We start from the raw sequence: 15406 nt of genomic DNA, 5'->3' as shown, positions 1-15406 counted from the left end.
GGTTCTCTCCTTCGGTTTTCCCGCACTCTGCTACTGCTTCCTGCTATGGCCTCGACCGACCGGGCGGCTCGTCCGCTCCTCCACCGCATCATCCTGGGCCTCGCGCTCGTGGGCGTTTTCCTCGTGGCGCACCTCTACAGCCAGCAGACCGCCGGCTTCAACCGCGGCTGCCTCGGCCTCTCCGACCCGGCCACGGTGCAGCAGGTCGGCTGCGAGACCGTCACCTCGTCGGCAGCGGGCACGTTCCTGGGCGTCTCCAACGTGTTCTGGGGCCTGCTCTTCTACGTCGGCATCGCCGGGCTGCGCTTCGCGATGATTCCGACGGGCGCGCCGCGCAAGACGCTCCGCACGGCCAGCCTCGGCCTCGCCGCCATTGGCTTTGCCTACTCGGTCTACCTCGTGAGCGTCCAGGCGTCCATGGGCGCGTGGTGCGTGCTCTGCACGACCTCGGCGGGCCTCGTGACGGTGATCTTCGGCCTGCACCTCGCCGAGCGCTTCTCGAAGGCGACGCTGCCCACGGTGGCCTCGTTCAGCGGCCTAGAGTTCAAGCGCTTCGGCGTCGCCGCTGCGCTGGTCGTCACGCTCGCGGTCGCCGACATCGCCTACTTCAACACGATCAACGACGGCGAGACGCTCACGCCCATCGCGGACGCGACCCCGGTCACGGCGGCTGCCACGCAGGATGTGGGGGCCGATGCGCCTGCCGACGCGTCGCCCATCGAACTGCCCGCGGACGAGCCCGCGGCGCAAGACCCTGCTGCCGCGGAGCCCGTGGCCGACGAGGCTCCGGCAGCGGCCCCGGTTGCTGCCGCAGCAACGCCCGCCTCGCGCCCCGTTGGCTGTGAGTACGAGCCCGGTGCGGCCCCGCTCCGCGACCTCTCGCGCTACACCACGGGCATCGGCTACGACGGTCGGGACGATGCGCCCGTCACCATCGTCAAGATCTTCGATCCGAACTGCCCCCACTGCCGCCATCTCCACGGCACCCTCGACGCGCTTGTCGGGCAGTATGGCGGCAAGGCCAAGTTCTACTACTTCCCGTTTGCGCTCTGGAACGAGTCCATTCCGCAGATCGAGGCGCTCTACGTGGCGGGCGAGAGCGACAAGTTCGCCGAGATGCTCGCCGGCCAGTTCGCCATGCAGGAGACTGAGGACAAGCGGCTGCTCTCCATCGACGACCTCGTCACGATCGCGGAGAGCATCGATCTCGACGGGGCCAGCTTTCGACAGCGCCTCACGTCGGGCACCTACGCGATGAAGGTGGCCTCCGCCCGCAACTACGCGAGCGTCGACATCTCGCGCGAGGGTCGCGTCTCCGTGCCGAAGCTGACCATCAACGGCCAGTTCGTCGCCAACACCGCCGCGGCGTTCTCGGCCGACTGCATCAGCTCGCTCATCGACGAGGCGCACGCCGAGGTGACCGAGTGATACCAAGTTGAGCTAATCACTTTCGCCCTTGTCATGCTGAACTTGATTCAGCAACCCAGTTATGTCCCGAAGCGCCGCAAACGTTAGAAATCCTGCGACGAGTTCAGGATGACACGATCACAAGTCCTGACAGCCTAGTATTGCTTTCGTGTGACACCGCACAGCGCCCGGCAGGCTCAGTCTGTCGGGCGCTGCTGTTGCTGGGCCACCCACTGCTGCACAGCGAACGCCGCGATGGGCACGAAGTCCGTTGCGATCACGTCGATGCCTGCGTCTAGGAGTGCGTGATACGCGGCTGGACCCTCCACGAACGCCGCCGAGTCGAGCGCGCCGAACGTGCCGAGTTGGGCGCGGACGCCGAGCGCATGCAGCCGCTCGATGACCACCGGGGCAAAGTCGCCGACGCCCGTGAACGCGATCCAGCGTGCCGGGTCGGCGCCAGCCGCGAGCAGCGCGTCTAGGTCGTCGCTTGAGCGCGTGGTGACGGAATAGACAAGGTCCGGCGCGAGGGCGTAGAACGCCGCGAGGTCCTCGGCCGAATAGACGATCACGACAACGCGGTTGCCTGCGTTAGCGTCCCGAATGGCCTCGACCACCGGACCCGGCGGCACGTCGCGCTTGATGTCGAGCAGCAGGACCGCGCGGCCCTCGGCCCACGCCAGCGCTTCTAAGAGCGTTGGGATGGAGAAGGGCGTCTCGCGTCCGACCACATCGAGCAGGCGCAGGCCGTCGAGGTCGCCGGCGTTCGTTTCTGCGAGGAGGCCGGTGCCCGTCGTAGTACGGTCGAGCGTCTCATCGTGGAGGAGCACAAGGACGCCATCCGCCGTCATGCGCACGTCGGTCTCCAGAAGGGCCGGGGCGTAGGCGAGCGCGCGGTCGAAGGTGGCGAGACTGTTCTCCGGGTAGCCGGGAGCCGGACTGCCTCGGTGGGCGCTCACGAGCGGCAGCGCGTCGGGCGTCCAGCGGAGGTACGCCGCGAGGTCGTCGGCCCCGTCAAACGCACGAAAGTTGGCAGGCGACGCCTGAAGGGCCTGGGGCGGCGGCGGTGCAGGCGGCGTGAGCGGGCGCGGCTGGAGGTAGCACCCGGCCTGCACGACGACGAGCAGCGCGAGCAGGAGGGCACCGAAGCGACTCACGCCGTGTCCCCCCGGGCCTCGTCCTCCTGAGCTTGGGCAACGCCGTGCTTCACGCGGTAGAGCACGCCAGCCAGGCCTTGCTGGCGGGTCATGCCGAGCTGCTTCCCGATGCCTAGGCGGTTCAGGAGGTCGTCCGGCACGGCCGCCACGTCGCTAGGCGCAGCGCCGTCCAGCGCGTCGATGAGGAGCGACACGAAGGCGCGGGCCGTTGGGGCTTCGTTGGGCGCCCAGGCGTGCAGGGCTACCGCGTCGTTCTCGACCTCGGGGAAGACGAACACGGGCGACTGGCACTCGTGCACACGGCCGAGTCCGGCGTCGCGCTTCGCCTTGAGCGACTCTGGCAGCGGCGGCAGGTTGTTGGCGTAGTCCAGCAGCAGTTCCAGCCGCATCGGCGGCTCCACGAACTGGAACGTCTCAATGATCTCGTCGAGCTTTGTCATCGAAGGGGGCGCGTCGTCACGACTCAGACTCGGGGGCGGCGATCTCGAACGGGCGCGTCTGGTCGTTGAGCTTCAGCGTGTACGCGCCGGGCTGGTAGCGTCCGTCGAGGGGGAGGTAGAAGCGGAAGGGGCGCACGACCTGCGTGCAGAAGGCGCGCTTCGGCCGCTGCATCGTGAGCGTGACCGTGATGAGGTTGCCCGCGCGCTCCTGCTCGACGTCGGCAAGCTGCGAGCAGCCGTCTGGAAGCGCCCCCTTGACGAGCACCTCGACGGGGACGCCCTCGTCGGTCATGCGGCCCAGCGGCGCCGGACGCACGTGCAGCGTGTCCACGACCGCCGGGTAGCTGAAGTAGTCTTGGGTGGTGTCGCGCGGGGCGAGCGCCATCGTCTCGCGAACGTCGGGCGCTCCGTCGTCGAAGCGGTGGCCGAACGTGTCGTCTGGTGCCGCGACGCGGTCGGAGCCGCCGCACGCCGCGAGGGCGAGCAGGGCAGCGAAGAACAGAGCCGACCGGAGCATGGCGTTCACGAGGCGGGCATGTCGAAGAGCGCGATCTGCTCGTAGCCGTCCTCGACGAGCTCGCGCGGGGCGTCGCCCCAGAGGCGCTCTAGGTCGTAGAACGCGCGCTTCTCAGCGTCGAAGACGTGCACCACCACGTCCACGTAGTCGAGCAGCACCCACACGAGCGACTGGTAGCCCTCGCGGTGCCACGGCAGTTCGCTGGTCGTCTCCTTGATGCCCATGCGCACGCCATCGGCGATGGCCTTGATCTGCGTGTCCGAGGTGCCCGTGCCGATTACGAAGAAGTCGGCCACGCCCGAGACGCCGCGCAGGTCCATCACCGTCACGTCCGCCGCCTTCTTGTCCAGCATCGCCGCGACGGCCAGTTCGACGAGCGTGCGGGTCTCGGTCGAGGTCGGGCGTTGCTTGGGCGCGTCGGGACGGGTCGGCTTCGTGGGGGCGTCGGGCATGAGCGGAGCGGAGGGTTGGCTGAAGCGGTAGGAGCGGTGTGAGGTCGTAGGGAAACGAGACAGGGGAAGCTACGCCTATCGCGGCGCAGAGTTGCCCGAAGCTGGCGGCGCGGAGCGGTCTGGCAAGGTCGCCGGGGGGCGGTCAGTCGAACGGGCGCAGCGTGGCGTAGTCGCAGCCGAGGATCACGCTCGCGTCGAGGTAGAGGTCGCGGCGCTCTTCGCGGACGCGCGCCTCGGGCACGCCAAGGGCCGCGGCGACTTTCAGGGCGGCGGCCCGGTCGCCGATCCGGTCGACGACCTCCGACATCGCCACCCCAAAGTCGGGGACGTTGCCGCTCGCGACGACGTCGAAGCCCTGGTCGCGGAGGTATTCCGTGGCTGTGGCAGCGAGCCCAGGATCGCCGCAGCCGTTGCGCACCTCGACCTGGATGATGTCGCCCTGGAGTTGCGCGGGATTGGCCTCGCGGACGGCGTCGGCGCGAGGCGCGAGGAAGCGGTTGGCGAGCGCGTAGAGCAGCGCTAAGGCGAGGACGCCGCAGACGACGAGGGCCAGGTTGAGGAGCGCCCCCGCGATGGGCGACGAGGCGCGACGGGTCGTCGCCATAGGCTAGCCGGGCCGCTTAGTTGCGCCAGAAGAGCGCGTCGTAGTCCGAGGATCCGTAGCTGGCGCGGAACGACGAGCCGCCGAAGTAGGGGCTATAACCATACATCCCTTGATTGCCATAGCCGTAACCGCCCCGTGCGAAGGGGTTCTGGCTAAACTGGAGGCGGATCAAGCTGTTTTCGGTCGGGCGGTAGGCCAGCTCGGCGTTGCGGATGAAGACCTGCGCGGGCTGGTCCTCGCTGAAGCCGAACGCGCTCTGGAGATCGCTGCTGCCGAACGGCGCGTGCGCGACGCCCACGTCCACGCGGCCCGCGAGGTTGGCCGTGGGCTGCCACCGCAGGGACGTTGTGTACAGGCCCATTCCAAATCCACCAGCGCTGCCGAACGACGAGTACGACATCTCGTAGCTGTGCGACAGCTTGAACTTGTCGCCGCTGAAGAAGCGCCCGAGGGCGGCCCCGCCGGGGTTTTCGGTGACCATCACCGGGGCCGGGCGACCTGGCGCGTCGGTGCGGAACTGCGCCTCGGCGGGCGCGGCAATGAGCAGGAGCGCGAGAACGACGGTAGCGAACGCGAGACGCATCGGGGCGAAGGTTGAGGCCAGTGGTTGAGGCCAGTGAGGCGATGCCGGATGGACGCCAAGAATAGCGGCAACGCGGCTCTGAGTCAATGGAATTACACAGGTACGAGCCGGTACAACGTCGCAGGGCGAGGGTTTCGGGTGCACCTCCGTAATCTTGGGGGATAGATGGTGTACCAACTATTTATGGGATTATCGTGAAGAGAATACTGTTAACGTGTGATAACAAATAATCCAGTCGGATCCGGCGGGTCCAGCCATCCGCCTGTTCGGTTCCGCATTGGCTGGCAAACGGTGTCACACAACAGTGACCCTGTCGGCGTGTGTCCGGATGCCCAGGAGGCTTCATCTATTCTCGGCACAGGGCTTGGTTACGTCCTCTGTGCCATACACACCCTTTCGGTAGCCTTCCATGGGACAACAGCAAGTTCTTCTCCTCGTTCTGACGATCATCATCATAGGCCTCGGCACTGCGACAGCGATCGATTCGTTTGTCGAGAACCGACGCAAGTCTGAGGTCGACATCATCATTTTCGACTTGGTCCGCCTGTCGTCCTCGGCGCAGGCCTGGAAGCTGAAACCTGTCGCCATGGGCGGCGGTCTCGGGGAAGACGGGTTCACCGGAGCCGGGCGCATCTTCGAGCAACTCGGCTGGGAAACCGTGACCATGGAGGTGACGGCGTCCAACCCGGATACGCCGGGCTTCGCCTCGCGAGAGAACACGGAGTGCTACCGGTCCAACGACAGCACCATCTTCTGCCCGGTCCCCCAGTTCAGCGGACGCCGAGGCGAAGGAAGTCTCGTGATCTATGCGCTCGGGAGCCTGTTCGAATCCCAGGGCAACAGTCTGAGCTCGGCCTCTGTCGAGATCGTCGCCGTGTCCTACGTGTCGGGCATCCGACCCGAGAACGTGATGATCGAAGTCTATAGATAGCGGAGGCTCTTCGCCCACCGCGGCCCTGCTCTGCCGGCGTCGTCTAGGTTCGGCCCGCGTTGCTGCTCATGGGAGCCGCTTCATGGGAGCCGCTTCATGGGAGCCGCTTCATGGGAGCCGCTTCATGGGAGCGAACGCTGTAGTAGCCGGTCCAGGGAGGCATAGACGAGTTCGCCCATCGTGTGGCAGAGCTCAAAGGTGGGATCGCCGTAGTGGTTGACGAGCTGCGCCGCGAGCCGGGCCACGTGCGCCTCGGGGGCAATGAGGTCCTCGCGCATCACCTCCATGAGGGCCTCGAAGCGCCCCTCGCTCGACCGGATCCGCCCGGCGATGAGGCCACGCTCCTCGCGCTGGTACTGGTCGAGCGTCTGCCGGTTGATGTGCGCCATCGCAAGCTCGATGATGGCGTTGTTCTGCGCGAAGAACTGCGGGAGGTAGACCTGCTTGCGCCAGTGGTGGCTCTGCTGGTCGAAGTCGATTGAGCGCATGCGGTACTGCATCTTCTCGAAGTCGGGCGTGATGTCGATCACGTAGTTGCCCGAGTGCATGTCGCCGAGGAGGCGCACGAGGCAGCGCTCGTTGAACTTGACGAACTCCTTCGCGAGGCGGACCTCGTCGAAGTGGTTCGCGGGCATTGCCTCGCGGATGAACCGGTCGGCCGGGATGCCGATGATGTGCTCCTCGATGAGCGTCCCCGTGTCGTTGCCGCTGCGAGACGGGTGGACGAGATAGTGGATGCGGTTGGGCGAGAGGATGTGCTCCAGTTCGAGGCCGTAGACCCGGTTGGCGTCGACGCGCTTGACGTAGAAGTAGTCGAAGTTCTCATTCAGCGCGTTGACGATGCGGACGCGGAACGGGAGCGTGTTGGCGTAGAGGCAGACGTCCACGCGGTCCACGCGGAGGTGCTCAATGGTGGAGAGGTCGCCGTCGGACTTGATGAGCGCGTAGGTCAGGAGCAGCGCGTCGTGGATCTCGCGTTGATCGGCGGGGCCGTAGTAGACGGTGTTCCAGAGCGTGTCGTGCCCCTGCTCGTCGTAGAGCGTGGTCGCGCCGGCGTAGCGGAGGAGGCTGTCGTAGTCCGCGCCGCGCGTGACGAGGCGGCCGTAGCGCACGAGGTACTCGAGGACGTAGTCGCTGAGCGGGTAGACGGCCTTCTTCTTCGAGATGAGGTTGCGCGGCGCGGCCGTCCCGCGCGGCGGCGGTGCGTCCGAGCGCTTCATCCGGGGTTCGAGCGGGTCGGTCATGGCGAGGAGACGGTCGGCGGTGAGCTAGCGGTTGGCTGTGCGGCGAGGCTCGCGCATGCAAGCGATCAGGAAAGAGGGCGCTCCGGCAGCCAGCCGCCATCTTACAACCGCCGGCTTAGCCTCGGCAGCCATTCGCGCATCCACGCTCCGTAGCGCCCCTCCGTGATCGCGCGGCGGGCCTCGCGGACGAGCCACAGGAACAGCGCCAGGTTCTGCTGCGAGGCGAGCATCATCCCGAGCACCTCGTTGACGCCCAACAGGTGACGGAGGTAGCTCTTCGAGAAGTGCCCGGCATAGTGGTCGAGGCCTGGGTCAATCGGCGAGAAGTCGGTCTTCCACTTCGCGTTGCGGATGTTGAGTTGGCCCTCGGTCGTGTAGATCGTGCCGTTGCGGCCGTTGCGCGTCGGGAGCACGCAGTCGAACATGTCGACGCCCCGCGCGATGTTCTCGATGAGATTCGCAGGCGTCCCGACGCCCATGAGGTAGCGCGGCTTCTCGCGCGGCAGCTCGGCCGTGACAACCTCCACGACCTCGTACATCACCGGCGCGGGCTCACCCACGGATAGCCCGCCGATGGCGTAGCCCTCAAAGTCCATATCGACGAGTTGCCGGGCCGACTCGCGGCGGACCGCCGGGTACGTCACGCCCTGCACGATGGGGAAGAGCGTCTGGCTGTGCCCGTACTTCGCCTCCGTCGTGCGGAAGTGGTCCTGGCAGCGCTTGGCCCAGCGCATCGTGAGCGCGTTGCTTTTGCGCGCGTAGGCCTCGTCCACGTCGGCGGGCGGGCACTCGTCGAGCACCATCATGATGTCGGAGCCGATGGAGCGCTGCGTGTCCAAGACCGACTCGGGCGTGAAGAGGTGGCGGCTGCCGTCGAGGTGGCTCTGGAAGGTGACGCCCTCTTCGGTGATCTTCCGGCTGTCGGCGAGCGAGAAAACCTGAAAGCCGCCCGAGTCGGTGAGAATCGGCCCGTGCCATCGCATGAACTGGTGGAGTCCGCCCGCGGCTTCCATGACCTCCATGCCGGGGCGGAGGAAGAGGTGGTAGGTGTTGCCGAGGATGATTTGCGCGCCGAGGTCGTCGCGGAGCTGGCGCGGCTCGACGGCCTTCACGGTGCCCAGCGTCCCGACGGGCATGAAGATCGGCGTCTCGATGGCCCCGTGGTCGGTCGTGACCACACCGGCGCGGGCGTCGGTCGTCGGGTCTTCGGCGGCGAGGGTGAAGGTCATCCGAGGGGCGAAGGTAGAGGGTCGAAGGTCGAAGGACGTAGGGTCTGTTCGAAGCGTTCGCGCTCGGCGTCGGGCAGTGCAAGGACGATGGGCGCGTCGCCGTCCACGTCGAGGACGAGCAGCGGGTCGTACGCTTTGGCGACGAAGCGGCGTACGTCAGCACGGCGGCGCAGCGTGCGGTGCTCTTCGGTAGCGGCGATGGGGCGTACGCGGCGAAGCGACGGGCGGGGGACCTTCAACGCCGCCGGCCCTTGCTGGATGCGCAGCGTCTCGTCGGTCAGCGTCACCACAACGGCAGGCCGCCAGCCGACATAGCCCACGAGCACAAATAGCACGAGCGCGACGGCTTGGGCGATCGCATACCACACCGCCGCGTCGAGAAACGCCTCGGGCGACGCCATGTCGCGCAGCCACAGCCAGCCCCACTGCGTGCCCATCACCGCCATGGCCACGGTGAGCACGAGCACGATCCAGTAGGTCGCCTCGGCCCGGAGCGGGTCGCCGATCCATCGTCGGAGCGCGCGCCCGAGCAGCGAGGCGGGCGGGTGAAACGAGCGCGGTGCCCGGAAGCTCAGCGTGGTGGTAGGCACGTGTGTAGGTGTGGACGTAGGCGAGTGGGGAGGCAAGACCACGTTGCAGACGTGCCTACCACCACGCGTTCACACGCTCGGCGGCGATTCAAGCGAGAGTCCTGGCTCCGTAGTGGCCTGGACGTCCCGGTTGTCTTTCCAGGCGCGGTAGAACGTCAGTAGGATTGCCGTCACCGGTACGGCCAGGAGCAGCCCGAGGAAGCCCATCAGCGTGCCGAAGACGAACAGCGAGAGAATGATGAGCACGGGGTGCAGGCCGACCTGCTGGCTCATGATGTTCGGCGTGAGCACGGCCTGCTCCAGCAGCCCCTGCGCCAGCAGCACGATCACCACCACCGCCACATCGCCGAGCGAGCCGAACGCCAGCGTGATCCCCACGGCGATGATGTTGGTCAGGATCGCGCCGAGGTTGGGGATCATGTTGAGCACGCCCGCGAGCAGCCCGATCACGAACGCGAACGGCACCCGGAACAGCGCGAGGAAGAGCGACACGTTGAACGCCGAGATCGCGGAGATGAGGAGCTGGCCGCGGAGGTAGTTGCCGAGGATTTCGGTGCTGCGGAAGAGGTAGGCGCGGTCGCCCTGGTAGGTCGGGAACTGCTCGGTGAGCGTGTCGCGCAGCTTCGGGTAGTCCTTGAGCACGTAGAACAGCAGCACCGGCACCAGCACGATCACCGTGATCGCCTCGATGAGGGTGCCTACCGAGCGCGAGATCCCGCCGACGGCGTCGGGGATGCGCCCCGCCAACTCGGCGATGCGGTCCGGGAGGAACGCCGAGAGCTGCATCTCCAACTCATCCATGTCGACGAGGCCGTTGTTCTCCAGATAGCGCACGAGGGCGTTGTCCGCAAGCGTCGCAGGCAGCGTCGAGAGGAGTTCGATCACGCGCTGCGCCAAGGTTTCCACCTGCGCGATCAAGTTCGGCACGAAGAGCAGCCCGATCAGCACCAGCACGCCGACCACGAGCAGCGTCAGCAGGAGCGTAGCCGCCCAGCGCGGCATCTTGAGTTTGCGCCCTGCCCACTGCACCGCGGGGTCGAGCAAATACGCCAGCAGCCAGACGATCACGAACGGCGCAAGTATGCCGCCGAGCGTACGTAGCAGCCAAAACGCTAGCAGCAGCCCTGCGGCCACGAGGAGCGCGCGGGCAGCCTGTTGCTTGCGGATCGGCCACAGGATCGCCATGCCGACCGCGCCAATCAGCAGCGGGTTCACCGCCTGCCCGATCTCGAAGAGCAGGAAGAAGAACGCGGCCAGCCCGCCGACCATGAGCACCCCCTGGAACACGATCGACCGCGCCAGCGCGTAGCGGCGCATCGGATCAGGAGCAGAGGACGAATCGGACATGGAGCAGGGCAGGCGATCGGCGCTCCAAGATCGCACCGCGCTCTGTCCCATGCAGCACGGGGTCTCATGCAGCACGGGGTCTCATGCAGCACGGGGTCTCATGCAGCACAGGGTCTCATGCAGCACAGGGTTTCGCGCTGCTACCGCTGCGCGCTCAGCCCATGGCGCTCGCGCACGCCCGCCTGCTTGCGCGTGCCTGCTTGCCTCATGCGCACGGCCGCTTCATGCAGGCGACGAGCAGCGACCCCGCGCGAAACGGCTTCGCCACGATGGCCTCCATGCCCGCCGACCGGCACGCGGCAAAGAACGCCTCGTGCGGCTCGGCCGTGACCCCGACGATGCGTGGACGCACGGTCGCTCGCCGGGCGAGCATGCGCCGGGTGGTTTCCATCCCGTCCATCCCGGGCATGCGCAGGTCCATCAAGACCACCTCATAGGCCGCGCCTTGCCGTTGGGCGGCATCGTAGAGCTTGAGACCTTCAAACCCCGAACTGGCCTCATCGACGGCGACGCCAGAGCGTTCGAGCACTTTCCGGATGATGAGCCGCTGTTCCGGGCAATCGTCGACGACGAGGACGCGATGAGGGAGGTGCGGTGAAGAGGGGGTGGTCGGGAGAAACTGGGTAAAGGAGCGAACAGGCGTACGGGCAGAGACGACCGGAGTCATGCTGCAGGGAGGGATCGGGTGGAGGGAGGGGATGGGCGCCCTGCAGCGAAGCCCATGCCGTTTTAAGACGATGCCCGTAGCGGTTTTAGGAGGGTGCCCGTGTAAGCGTCTGGACTACATCGCCCCGAAGTGACTCGACTTTTTTACCGGTCGTGTTTCTAAACGAAACATCCAATTCATCCAGAGGCAGGGCATGCTGTCTGCAACGCGGCCTGCGCTGCGGTGACGGAGAGGCCGGTCGCATCCACGTTGAGGATGACTTGGCGAGCCTCTCGGCGGTCTTGGACGGTGTCTACTGGGAGGTAGCGAAACGTCACCCGCCCCGGTCGAAGCACGCCGCCCTCAAACACGTCGCCCCGCGCTGCTACGAGGTCGCCCGAGGCGACGCTGAGTAGGGCGTAGGTGCCGGTGAGCGACTGGACTACAAAGGCCTCGCAGTCGGCTTTCGTGAGGAACACGACGGCGGCCGTCCGCCCCGCTAGGGGCTCCGAGCTACAGGCGGGCAGTAGCCACAGGGCGAGGGCTAAGGCGGTGCATCCCCAGCCACACGGCCACGCCGCTCCGGTAGGCGTCCCGGCTTGCCGGGGGCTAGACATGGCGCTCGGCGTGGTAGCTCGACCGCACCAGCGGCCCGCTCTCTACGTGCTCGATGCCGAGTGCTTCGCCCTGCTCCTTGTACCATGCGAACACGTCCGGGTGCACGAAGTCCTCGACGGGAAGGTGCATCTTCGTCGGCTGGAGGTACTGCCCGATGGTCATCACGTTGAGGCCGATGCCCGCGAAGTCCTCCATGAGGCTGAGCACCTCGTCGCGCGTCTCGCCGAGGCCGACCATGATGCCCGACTTGGTGCGGAGCCCGAACTCGTCCTTCGCGCGCTGGAGCACGTCGAGCGAGCGCTGGTAGTCGGCCTGCGGGCGCACGCGGCGGTAGAGCCGCGGCACCGTCTCCACGTTGTGGTTGAACACGTCGGGACGCGCCTCGAAGACCGTGTCCATCGCCTCCTGCGCGCCGCGGAAGTCCGGCGTGAGCACCTCGATAGTGACGCCCTCGATCTCCTCCTTGAGGAGCCGGATGCACTCGGCGAAGATGGGTGCGCCGCCGTCCTTGCGGTCGTCGCGGTTGACGCTCGTGATGACGACGTGCCGCAGGCCCATCAGCTTGGCGGCGTCGGTGACGCGGCGCGGCTCGTCCCAGTCAAGGTCCTTCGTGCCGGGGCGCCCGGTCATGACGGCGCAGAAGCTGCACGAGCGGGTGCAGACGTTGCCGAGGATCATAAACGTCGCTGTCCCGGCGGTCCAGCACTCGCCCATGTTGGGGCAGCGCGCGCTCTGGCAGACCGTGTGGAGGTCGTGCTTGGAGATGATGTCCTGGACGTTGCGGAACGTCTCGCCGTAGGGCAGCTTCACCCGGAGCCACTCGGGCCGCTGACCAGGCCGGTTGGTCGTGGCCGGCTTCGTGACAACGGGGAGTTCCAGCATGCCGTCGCCGCCCACCTCGGTGAGCGCAGGCTTGACGGCCTTCAGCTGGACGGAGCCGGGAGCAGGACGGTGGGGTGCGGGGCGGGTGGGAGCGTTCGCCATGAACAGACGCCAGGTCGTGGGCTGCTGGGGAGCGGGATCGAGTGAAAACCGGGCACCAAGCACGCCCCATCGGGGGCGGGGTTTCGGCGGTGGGGGCCCACGGGCAGCGTCGTTGTGGGTCGAGGCTCGTACATTGATGCAACGAGCCTAGGAAAGCGCTTTTCTCTCATCTTGCCAACGAGGCCGCCCATGACTCCTCGCTACCTCTTCGGCGCGCTCTGCTGCGCCCTCGCTCTCGTGCTGGCCCTCCCCGCGACGGGCCAGACGGCTACTGACATCACGCTGATGGCCCCCGATGGCAACATGGTCACCATCGACCGCGACGACTTCGGCGTGCCGCACGTCTCCGCGCCTACCGAGGTGGCGGCCTTCTATGGCCAGGGCTATGCCGTCGCCCAGGACCGCCTCTTCCAGATGGAGACCTTCTGGCGCGTCGCCACCGGCCGCTTCGCCGAGCTCTTCGGGCCTGGCGACAACGATGGCAACATCCTCCAGGATCAGGGGGTCCTCACCGTGTTCTACACGCCGGACGAGCGCGCCACGCAGTTCGACGCGCTCTCGCCCGGCCTCAAAGCCCTCCTCGAAGCCTACCGCGACGGCATCAACCTCTACATCGGCGAGATCGCCACGGACCCGATGAAGCTGCCCATCGAGTACGCGCTCTTCTCAGGCAACCCCGAGGCCTGGACGAACGACAAGACGGTGGCCGTCCTGCAGTTCTTCATGCGTCGCTTCGGCGAGATCGGTGGCTCGGAGCTGAACCGCCTCGCCGAGTTTGAGGCGATGGGCCCCGAGATGTTCGACCAACTGCGCCCGATCAACGACCCAACGGCATCGACGACCATCACCAGCCAGACCGCGCCGATCGTGGACGACACGCCCGCCTACGCCAATCACGACTTCCCCGACCGGGTCCTCGCCGCCGCACGCGTGGCTGCCGCCGAACTCGCCGAGCGGAATGCCATCGTGGAGGAGGTCTACCGCAAGCACGGCATTCCGCTCTCGTTCGGGTCGTTCGCCGCCGCCATCGCGCCGAACGTGTCAGCCTCGGGCAACGCGATGCTGCTGGGCGCGCCGCAGATGGGCGAGCCGTCTCCCGACCCCGAGGTGCGCTCCCAGACATCGATCACGAGCGAGGTCGAGATCAAGGTCGACGGCGGCCTCCACATCGCGGGCATGACGGTGCCGGGCATCCCCGGCGTTATCATCGGCCGCACGCCGAACCGCGCCTGGACGCTCACGACGGGCTTCACGGACAACACCGACACCTACGTCGAGACGCTCGACATGACGGGCACGCAGTACCAGTTCGAGGGCGGTCTGCTGCCGCTCCAGCCGTTCGCGGCCACCATCAACGTCGCCGGCGGCGATCCCGTCCCCTACACCAGCTTCCGCACGCTCCACGGCCCGGTCTACGCGCTCGACGCGAAGAATGGCACCGCCTTCTCGTGGCGCTTCGCCTTTTGGAACCGCGAGCTGGAGATGGTCGAGGCGTTCTACGACGTCTGGCGCGGGTCGAGCTTCGACGCGTACGTGGACGCCATCCAGCGCGCCACGATGTCGTTCAACGTGTTCTACAACGACCGCGACCAGACCATCGCTTTCTGGCACATCGGCCTCTACCCGCAGCGCCCGGCCACCGTCGACCCGCGTCTCCCGGCCCTGGGCGACGGCACGCAGGAATGGGAGGGCTTCCTCGACTTCGCCGACCACCCACAGGAGGTCAACCCCGCCAAAGGCTATTTCGTCAACTGGAACAACAAGCCTTCCGCCTCCTGGCCGCAGGGCGACAACGTGGACTGGGCCGCGACGCGCCCCGGCGGCTACCTCCGCACCTACGACGGCGTGGACTTCCTCGACGACTACGTGCGCGCCAACGCGCCGATCTCGTTCGACGACCTGAAGGGCCTCTTCCGCGTGCCCCGCTTCAACCCAGACTATCGGGAATACCCCGGGTCGTACCAGCAGGTGATCGAGTTCAAGCCCGCGGGCAACGTGGTCGCGCAGAACGTGATCCCGCCGGGCCAGAGCGGCTTCACCAACTCCATCGGCCAGGCCAGCGCGCACTACGCCGACCAGTGGCCGCTCTACCTCACGACGTTCCAGCAGGAGACCGGGCCGGTGCAGATGAAGGACTTCCTCTTCCAGGGCGAGTCCGTCGTGTCCACTGAGGACGACGCCGTGACCGCCACGTTTGCGCTCGGCCGCGCCTACCCGAACCCGTTCCAGGCGGGCGCAGCGCTCTCGGTGCCCGTTGCCCTCAACGCGCCCGCCGACGTGGACCTCGCGCTCTACGACGCGCTGGGTCGCCGCGTGGCCACGCTCGCCAGCGGCACGCAGCCAGCCGGCAGCCAGACCATCGAGGCTACGCTCGATCTGCCCGCGGGTGTCTACGTGGTCCGCCTGCTCGCCGACAGCCAGCAGCGGACGCAGAAAGTCGTCGTGGTGCGCTAGCCCTACACTCCTAGTCACAGGCACGCGTCGCTCGGCATACCCCTGGGTAGGTCGAGCGTCGCTGCGTTTCGGGTGGGCCTCCAGACGGTTCAGCAGCGAATAGGGCGGGCCGCTGCGCTTTTGGGGCGGTAGGAAGGCGGGTGCCGTACGATGGTGTACCCAGCCATCAAAGCGGGTTCGCGCCCTCCATTCCTCCAGTCTTT

16 protein-coding genes are annotated in these 15406 nt (G+C 67.1%); 3 read left to right on the top strand and 13 right to left on the bottom strand.

The annotated features are described in order from the left end of the window. The first annotated feature begins 45 nt into the window (after positions 1–45). Positions 46–1428, top strand: coding sequence for a vitamin K epoxide reductase family protein (locus AAFU51_08470; GenBank protein MEO1571290.1), 1383 nt, complete (start codon positions 46–48; stop codon positions 1426–1428). A 176-nt stretch (positions 1429–1604) separates the two neighbouring features. On the opposite strand, the gene AAFU51_08465 is transcribed toward AAFU51_08470, so the two are convergent. The 6 genes from AAFU51_08465 to AAFU51_08440 all read right to left on the bottom strand — a co-directional run bounded on the left by AAFU51_08465 (position 1605) and on the right by AAFU51_08440 (position 5160). Beyond that, positions 1605–2564, bottom strand: a complete 960-nt coding sequence (locus tag AAFU51_08465; protein MEO1571289.1) for a glycerophosphodiester phosphodiesterase family protein — start codon at positions 2562–2564, stop codon at positions 1605–1607. Then, positions 2561–3004: a SufE family protein gene (locus AAFU51_08460; GenBank protein ID MEO1571288.1), complete on the bottom strand. Its 444-nt coding sequence runs from the start codon at positions 3002–3004 to the stop codon at positions 2561–2563. The genes AAFU51_08465 and AAFU51_08460 overlap by 4 nt, the downstream gene beginning before the upstream one ends. A gap of 16 nt (positions 3005–3020) precedes the next feature. Further along, entirely contained in the window at positions 3021–3521 is a 501-nt protein-coding gene (locus AAFU51_08455) for a hypothetical protein (protein ID MEO1571287.1), read from the bottom strand. A 5-nt stretch (positions 3522–3526) separates the two neighbouring features. Then, complete coding sequence (rsfS, locus tag AAFU51_08450) at positions 3527–3973, bottom strand: ribosome silencing factor (protein MEO1571286.1); 447 nt, start codon at positions 3971–3973, stop codon at positions 3527–3529. A gap of 142 nt (positions 3974–4115) precedes the next feature. Beyond that, the gene (locus AAFU51_08445) at positions 4116–4577 is read right to left on the bottom strand and encodes a LytR C-terminal domain-containing protein (GenBank protein ID MEO1571285.1); all 462 of its coding nucleotides are present in this window, start codon (positions 4575–4577) and stop codon (positions 4116–4118) included. Between the two features lie 16 nt (positions 4578–4593). Next, on the bottom strand, positions 4594–5160 hold the full coding sequence (locus AAFU51_08440) for a hypothetical protein (GenBank protein ID MEO1571284.1): 567 nt from the start codon (positions 5158–5160) through the stop codon (positions 4594–4596). A 409-nt stretch (positions 5161–5569) separates the two neighbouring features. Between AAFU51_08440 and AAFU51_08435 the strand changes: the two genes are divergently transcribed. Next, a complete protein-coding gene (locus AAFU51_08435) occupies positions 5570–6091 on the top strand; it encodes a hypothetical protein (GenBank protein MEO1571283.1) in 522 nt (173 codons plus the stop codon). A 122-nt stretch (positions 6092–6213) separates the two neighbouring features. Here the strand turns inward: AAFU51_08435 and AAFU51_08430 are convergent, their stop codons facing one another. The 7 genes from AAFU51_08430 to lipA all read right to left on the bottom strand — a co-directional run bounded on the left by AAFU51_08430 (position 6214) and on the right by lipA (position 12647). Beyond that, positions 6214–7311, bottom strand: a complete 1098-nt coding sequence (locus AAFU51_08430) for a hypothetical protein (protein MEO1571282.1) — start codon at positions 7309–7311, stop codon at positions 6214–6216. 125 nt (positions 7312–7436) lie between these two features. Continuing rightward, positions 7437–8564, bottom strand: a complete 1128-nt coding sequence (gene tgt, locus AAFU51_08425; protein MEO1571281.1) for a tRNA guanosine(34) transglycosylase Tgt — start codon at positions 8562–8564, stop codon at positions 7437–7439. Continuing rightward, a complete protein-coding gene (locus AAFU51_08420; GenBank protein MEO1571280.1) occupies positions 8561–9154 on the bottom strand; it encodes a hypothetical protein in 594 nt (197 codons plus the stop codon). The genes tgt and AAFU51_08420 overlap by 4 nt, the downstream gene beginning before the upstream one ends. A gap of 69 nt (positions 9155–9223) precedes the next feature. Continuing rightward, positions 9224–10501: an AI-2E family transporter gene (locus AAFU51_08415; protein ID MEO1571279.1), complete on the bottom strand. Its 1278-nt coding sequence runs from the start codon at positions 10499–10501 to the stop codon at positions 9224–9226. A gap of 205 nt (positions 10502–10706) precedes the next feature. Continuing rightward, positions 10707–11168 (bottom strand): response regulator, encoded by a 462-nt coding sequence (locus AAFU51_08410; protein MEO1571278.1) that lies wholly within the window; start codon positions 11166–11168, stop codon positions 10707–10709. Between the two features lie 176 nt (positions 11169–11344). Next, complete coding sequence (locus AAFU51_08405; GenBank protein MEO1571277.1) at positions 11345–11626, bottom strand: hypothetical protein; 282 nt, start codon at positions 11624–11626, stop codon at positions 11345–11347. 130 nt (positions 11627–11756) lie between these two features. Beyond that, a complete protein-coding gene (gene lipA, locus AAFU51_08400; GenBank protein MEO1571276.1) occupies positions 11757–12647 on the bottom strand; it encodes a lipoyl synthase in 891 nt (296 codons plus the stop codon). A gap of 291 nt (positions 12648–12938) precedes the next feature. Here lipA and AAFU51_08395 point away from each other — a divergent pair, with 291 nt between their 5' ends. Further along, entirely contained in the window at positions 12939–15203 is a 2265-nt protein-coding gene (locus AAFU51_08395; protein ID MEO1571275.1) for a penicillin acylase family protein, read from the top strand. The last annotated feature ends 203 nt before the right edge of the window (positions 15204–15406 follow it).

The sequence above is a fragment of the Bacteroidota bacterium genome (assembly GCA_039821555.1).
GTDB lineage: Bacteria > Bacteroidota > Rhodothermia > Rhodothermales > Rubricoccaceae > JBCBEX01.
This window is presented reverse-complemented; position numbering and strand designations above follow the sequence as displayed.

Coding starts and splice junctions, on each gene's coding strand:
- AAFU51_08470 (MEO1571290.1), top strand. CDS start 46: ATGGCCTCGACCGACCGGGCGGCTCGTCCGCTCCTCCACCGCATCATC.
- AAFU51_08460 (MEO1571288.1), bottom strand. CDS start 3,004: ATGACAAAGCTCGACGAGATCATTGAGACGTTCCAGTTCGTGGAGCCG.
- AAFU51_08455 (MEO1571287.1), bottom strand. CDS start 3,521: ATGCTCCGGTCGGCTCTGTTCTTCGCTGCCCTGCTCGCCCTCGCGGCG.
- rsfS (MEO1571286.1), bottom strand. CDS start 3,973: ATGCCCGACGCCCCCACGAAGCCGACCCGTCCCGACGCGCCCAAGCAA.
- AAFU51_08445 (MEO1571285.1), bottom strand. CDS start 4,577: ATGGCGACGACCCGTCGCGCCTCGTCGCCCATCGCGGGGGCGCTCCTC.
- AAFU51_08440 (MEO1571284.1), bottom strand. CDS start 5,160: ATGCGTCTCGCGTTCGCTACCGTCGTTCTCGCGCTCCTGCTCATTGCC.
- AAFU51_08435 (MEO1571283.1), top strand. CDS start 5,570: ATGGGACAACAGCAAGTTCTTCTCCTCGTTCTGACGATCATCATCATA.
- AAFU51_08430 (MEO1571282.1), bottom strand. CDS start 7,311: ATGAAGCGCTCGGACGCACCGCCGCCGCGCGGGACGGCCGCGCCGCGC.
- tgt (MEO1571281.1), bottom strand. CDS start 8,564: ATGACCTTCACCCTCGCCGCCGAAGACCCGACGACCGACGCCCGCGCC.
- AAFU51_08415 (MEO1571279.1), bottom strand. CDS start 10,501: ATGTCCGATTCGTCCTCTGCTCCTGATCCGATGCGCCGCTACGCGCTG.
- AAFU51_08410 (MEO1571278.1), bottom strand. CDS start 11,168: ATGACTCCGGTCGTCTCTGCCCGTACGCCTGTTCGCTCCTTTACCCAG.
- lipA (MEO1571276.1), bottom strand. CDS start 12,647: ATGCTGGAACTCCCCGTTGTCACGAAGCCGGCCACGACCAACCGGCCT.
- AAFU51_08395 (MEO1571275.1), top strand. CDS start 12,939: ATGACTCCTCGCTACCTCTTCGGCGCGCTCTGCTGCGCCCTCGCTCTC.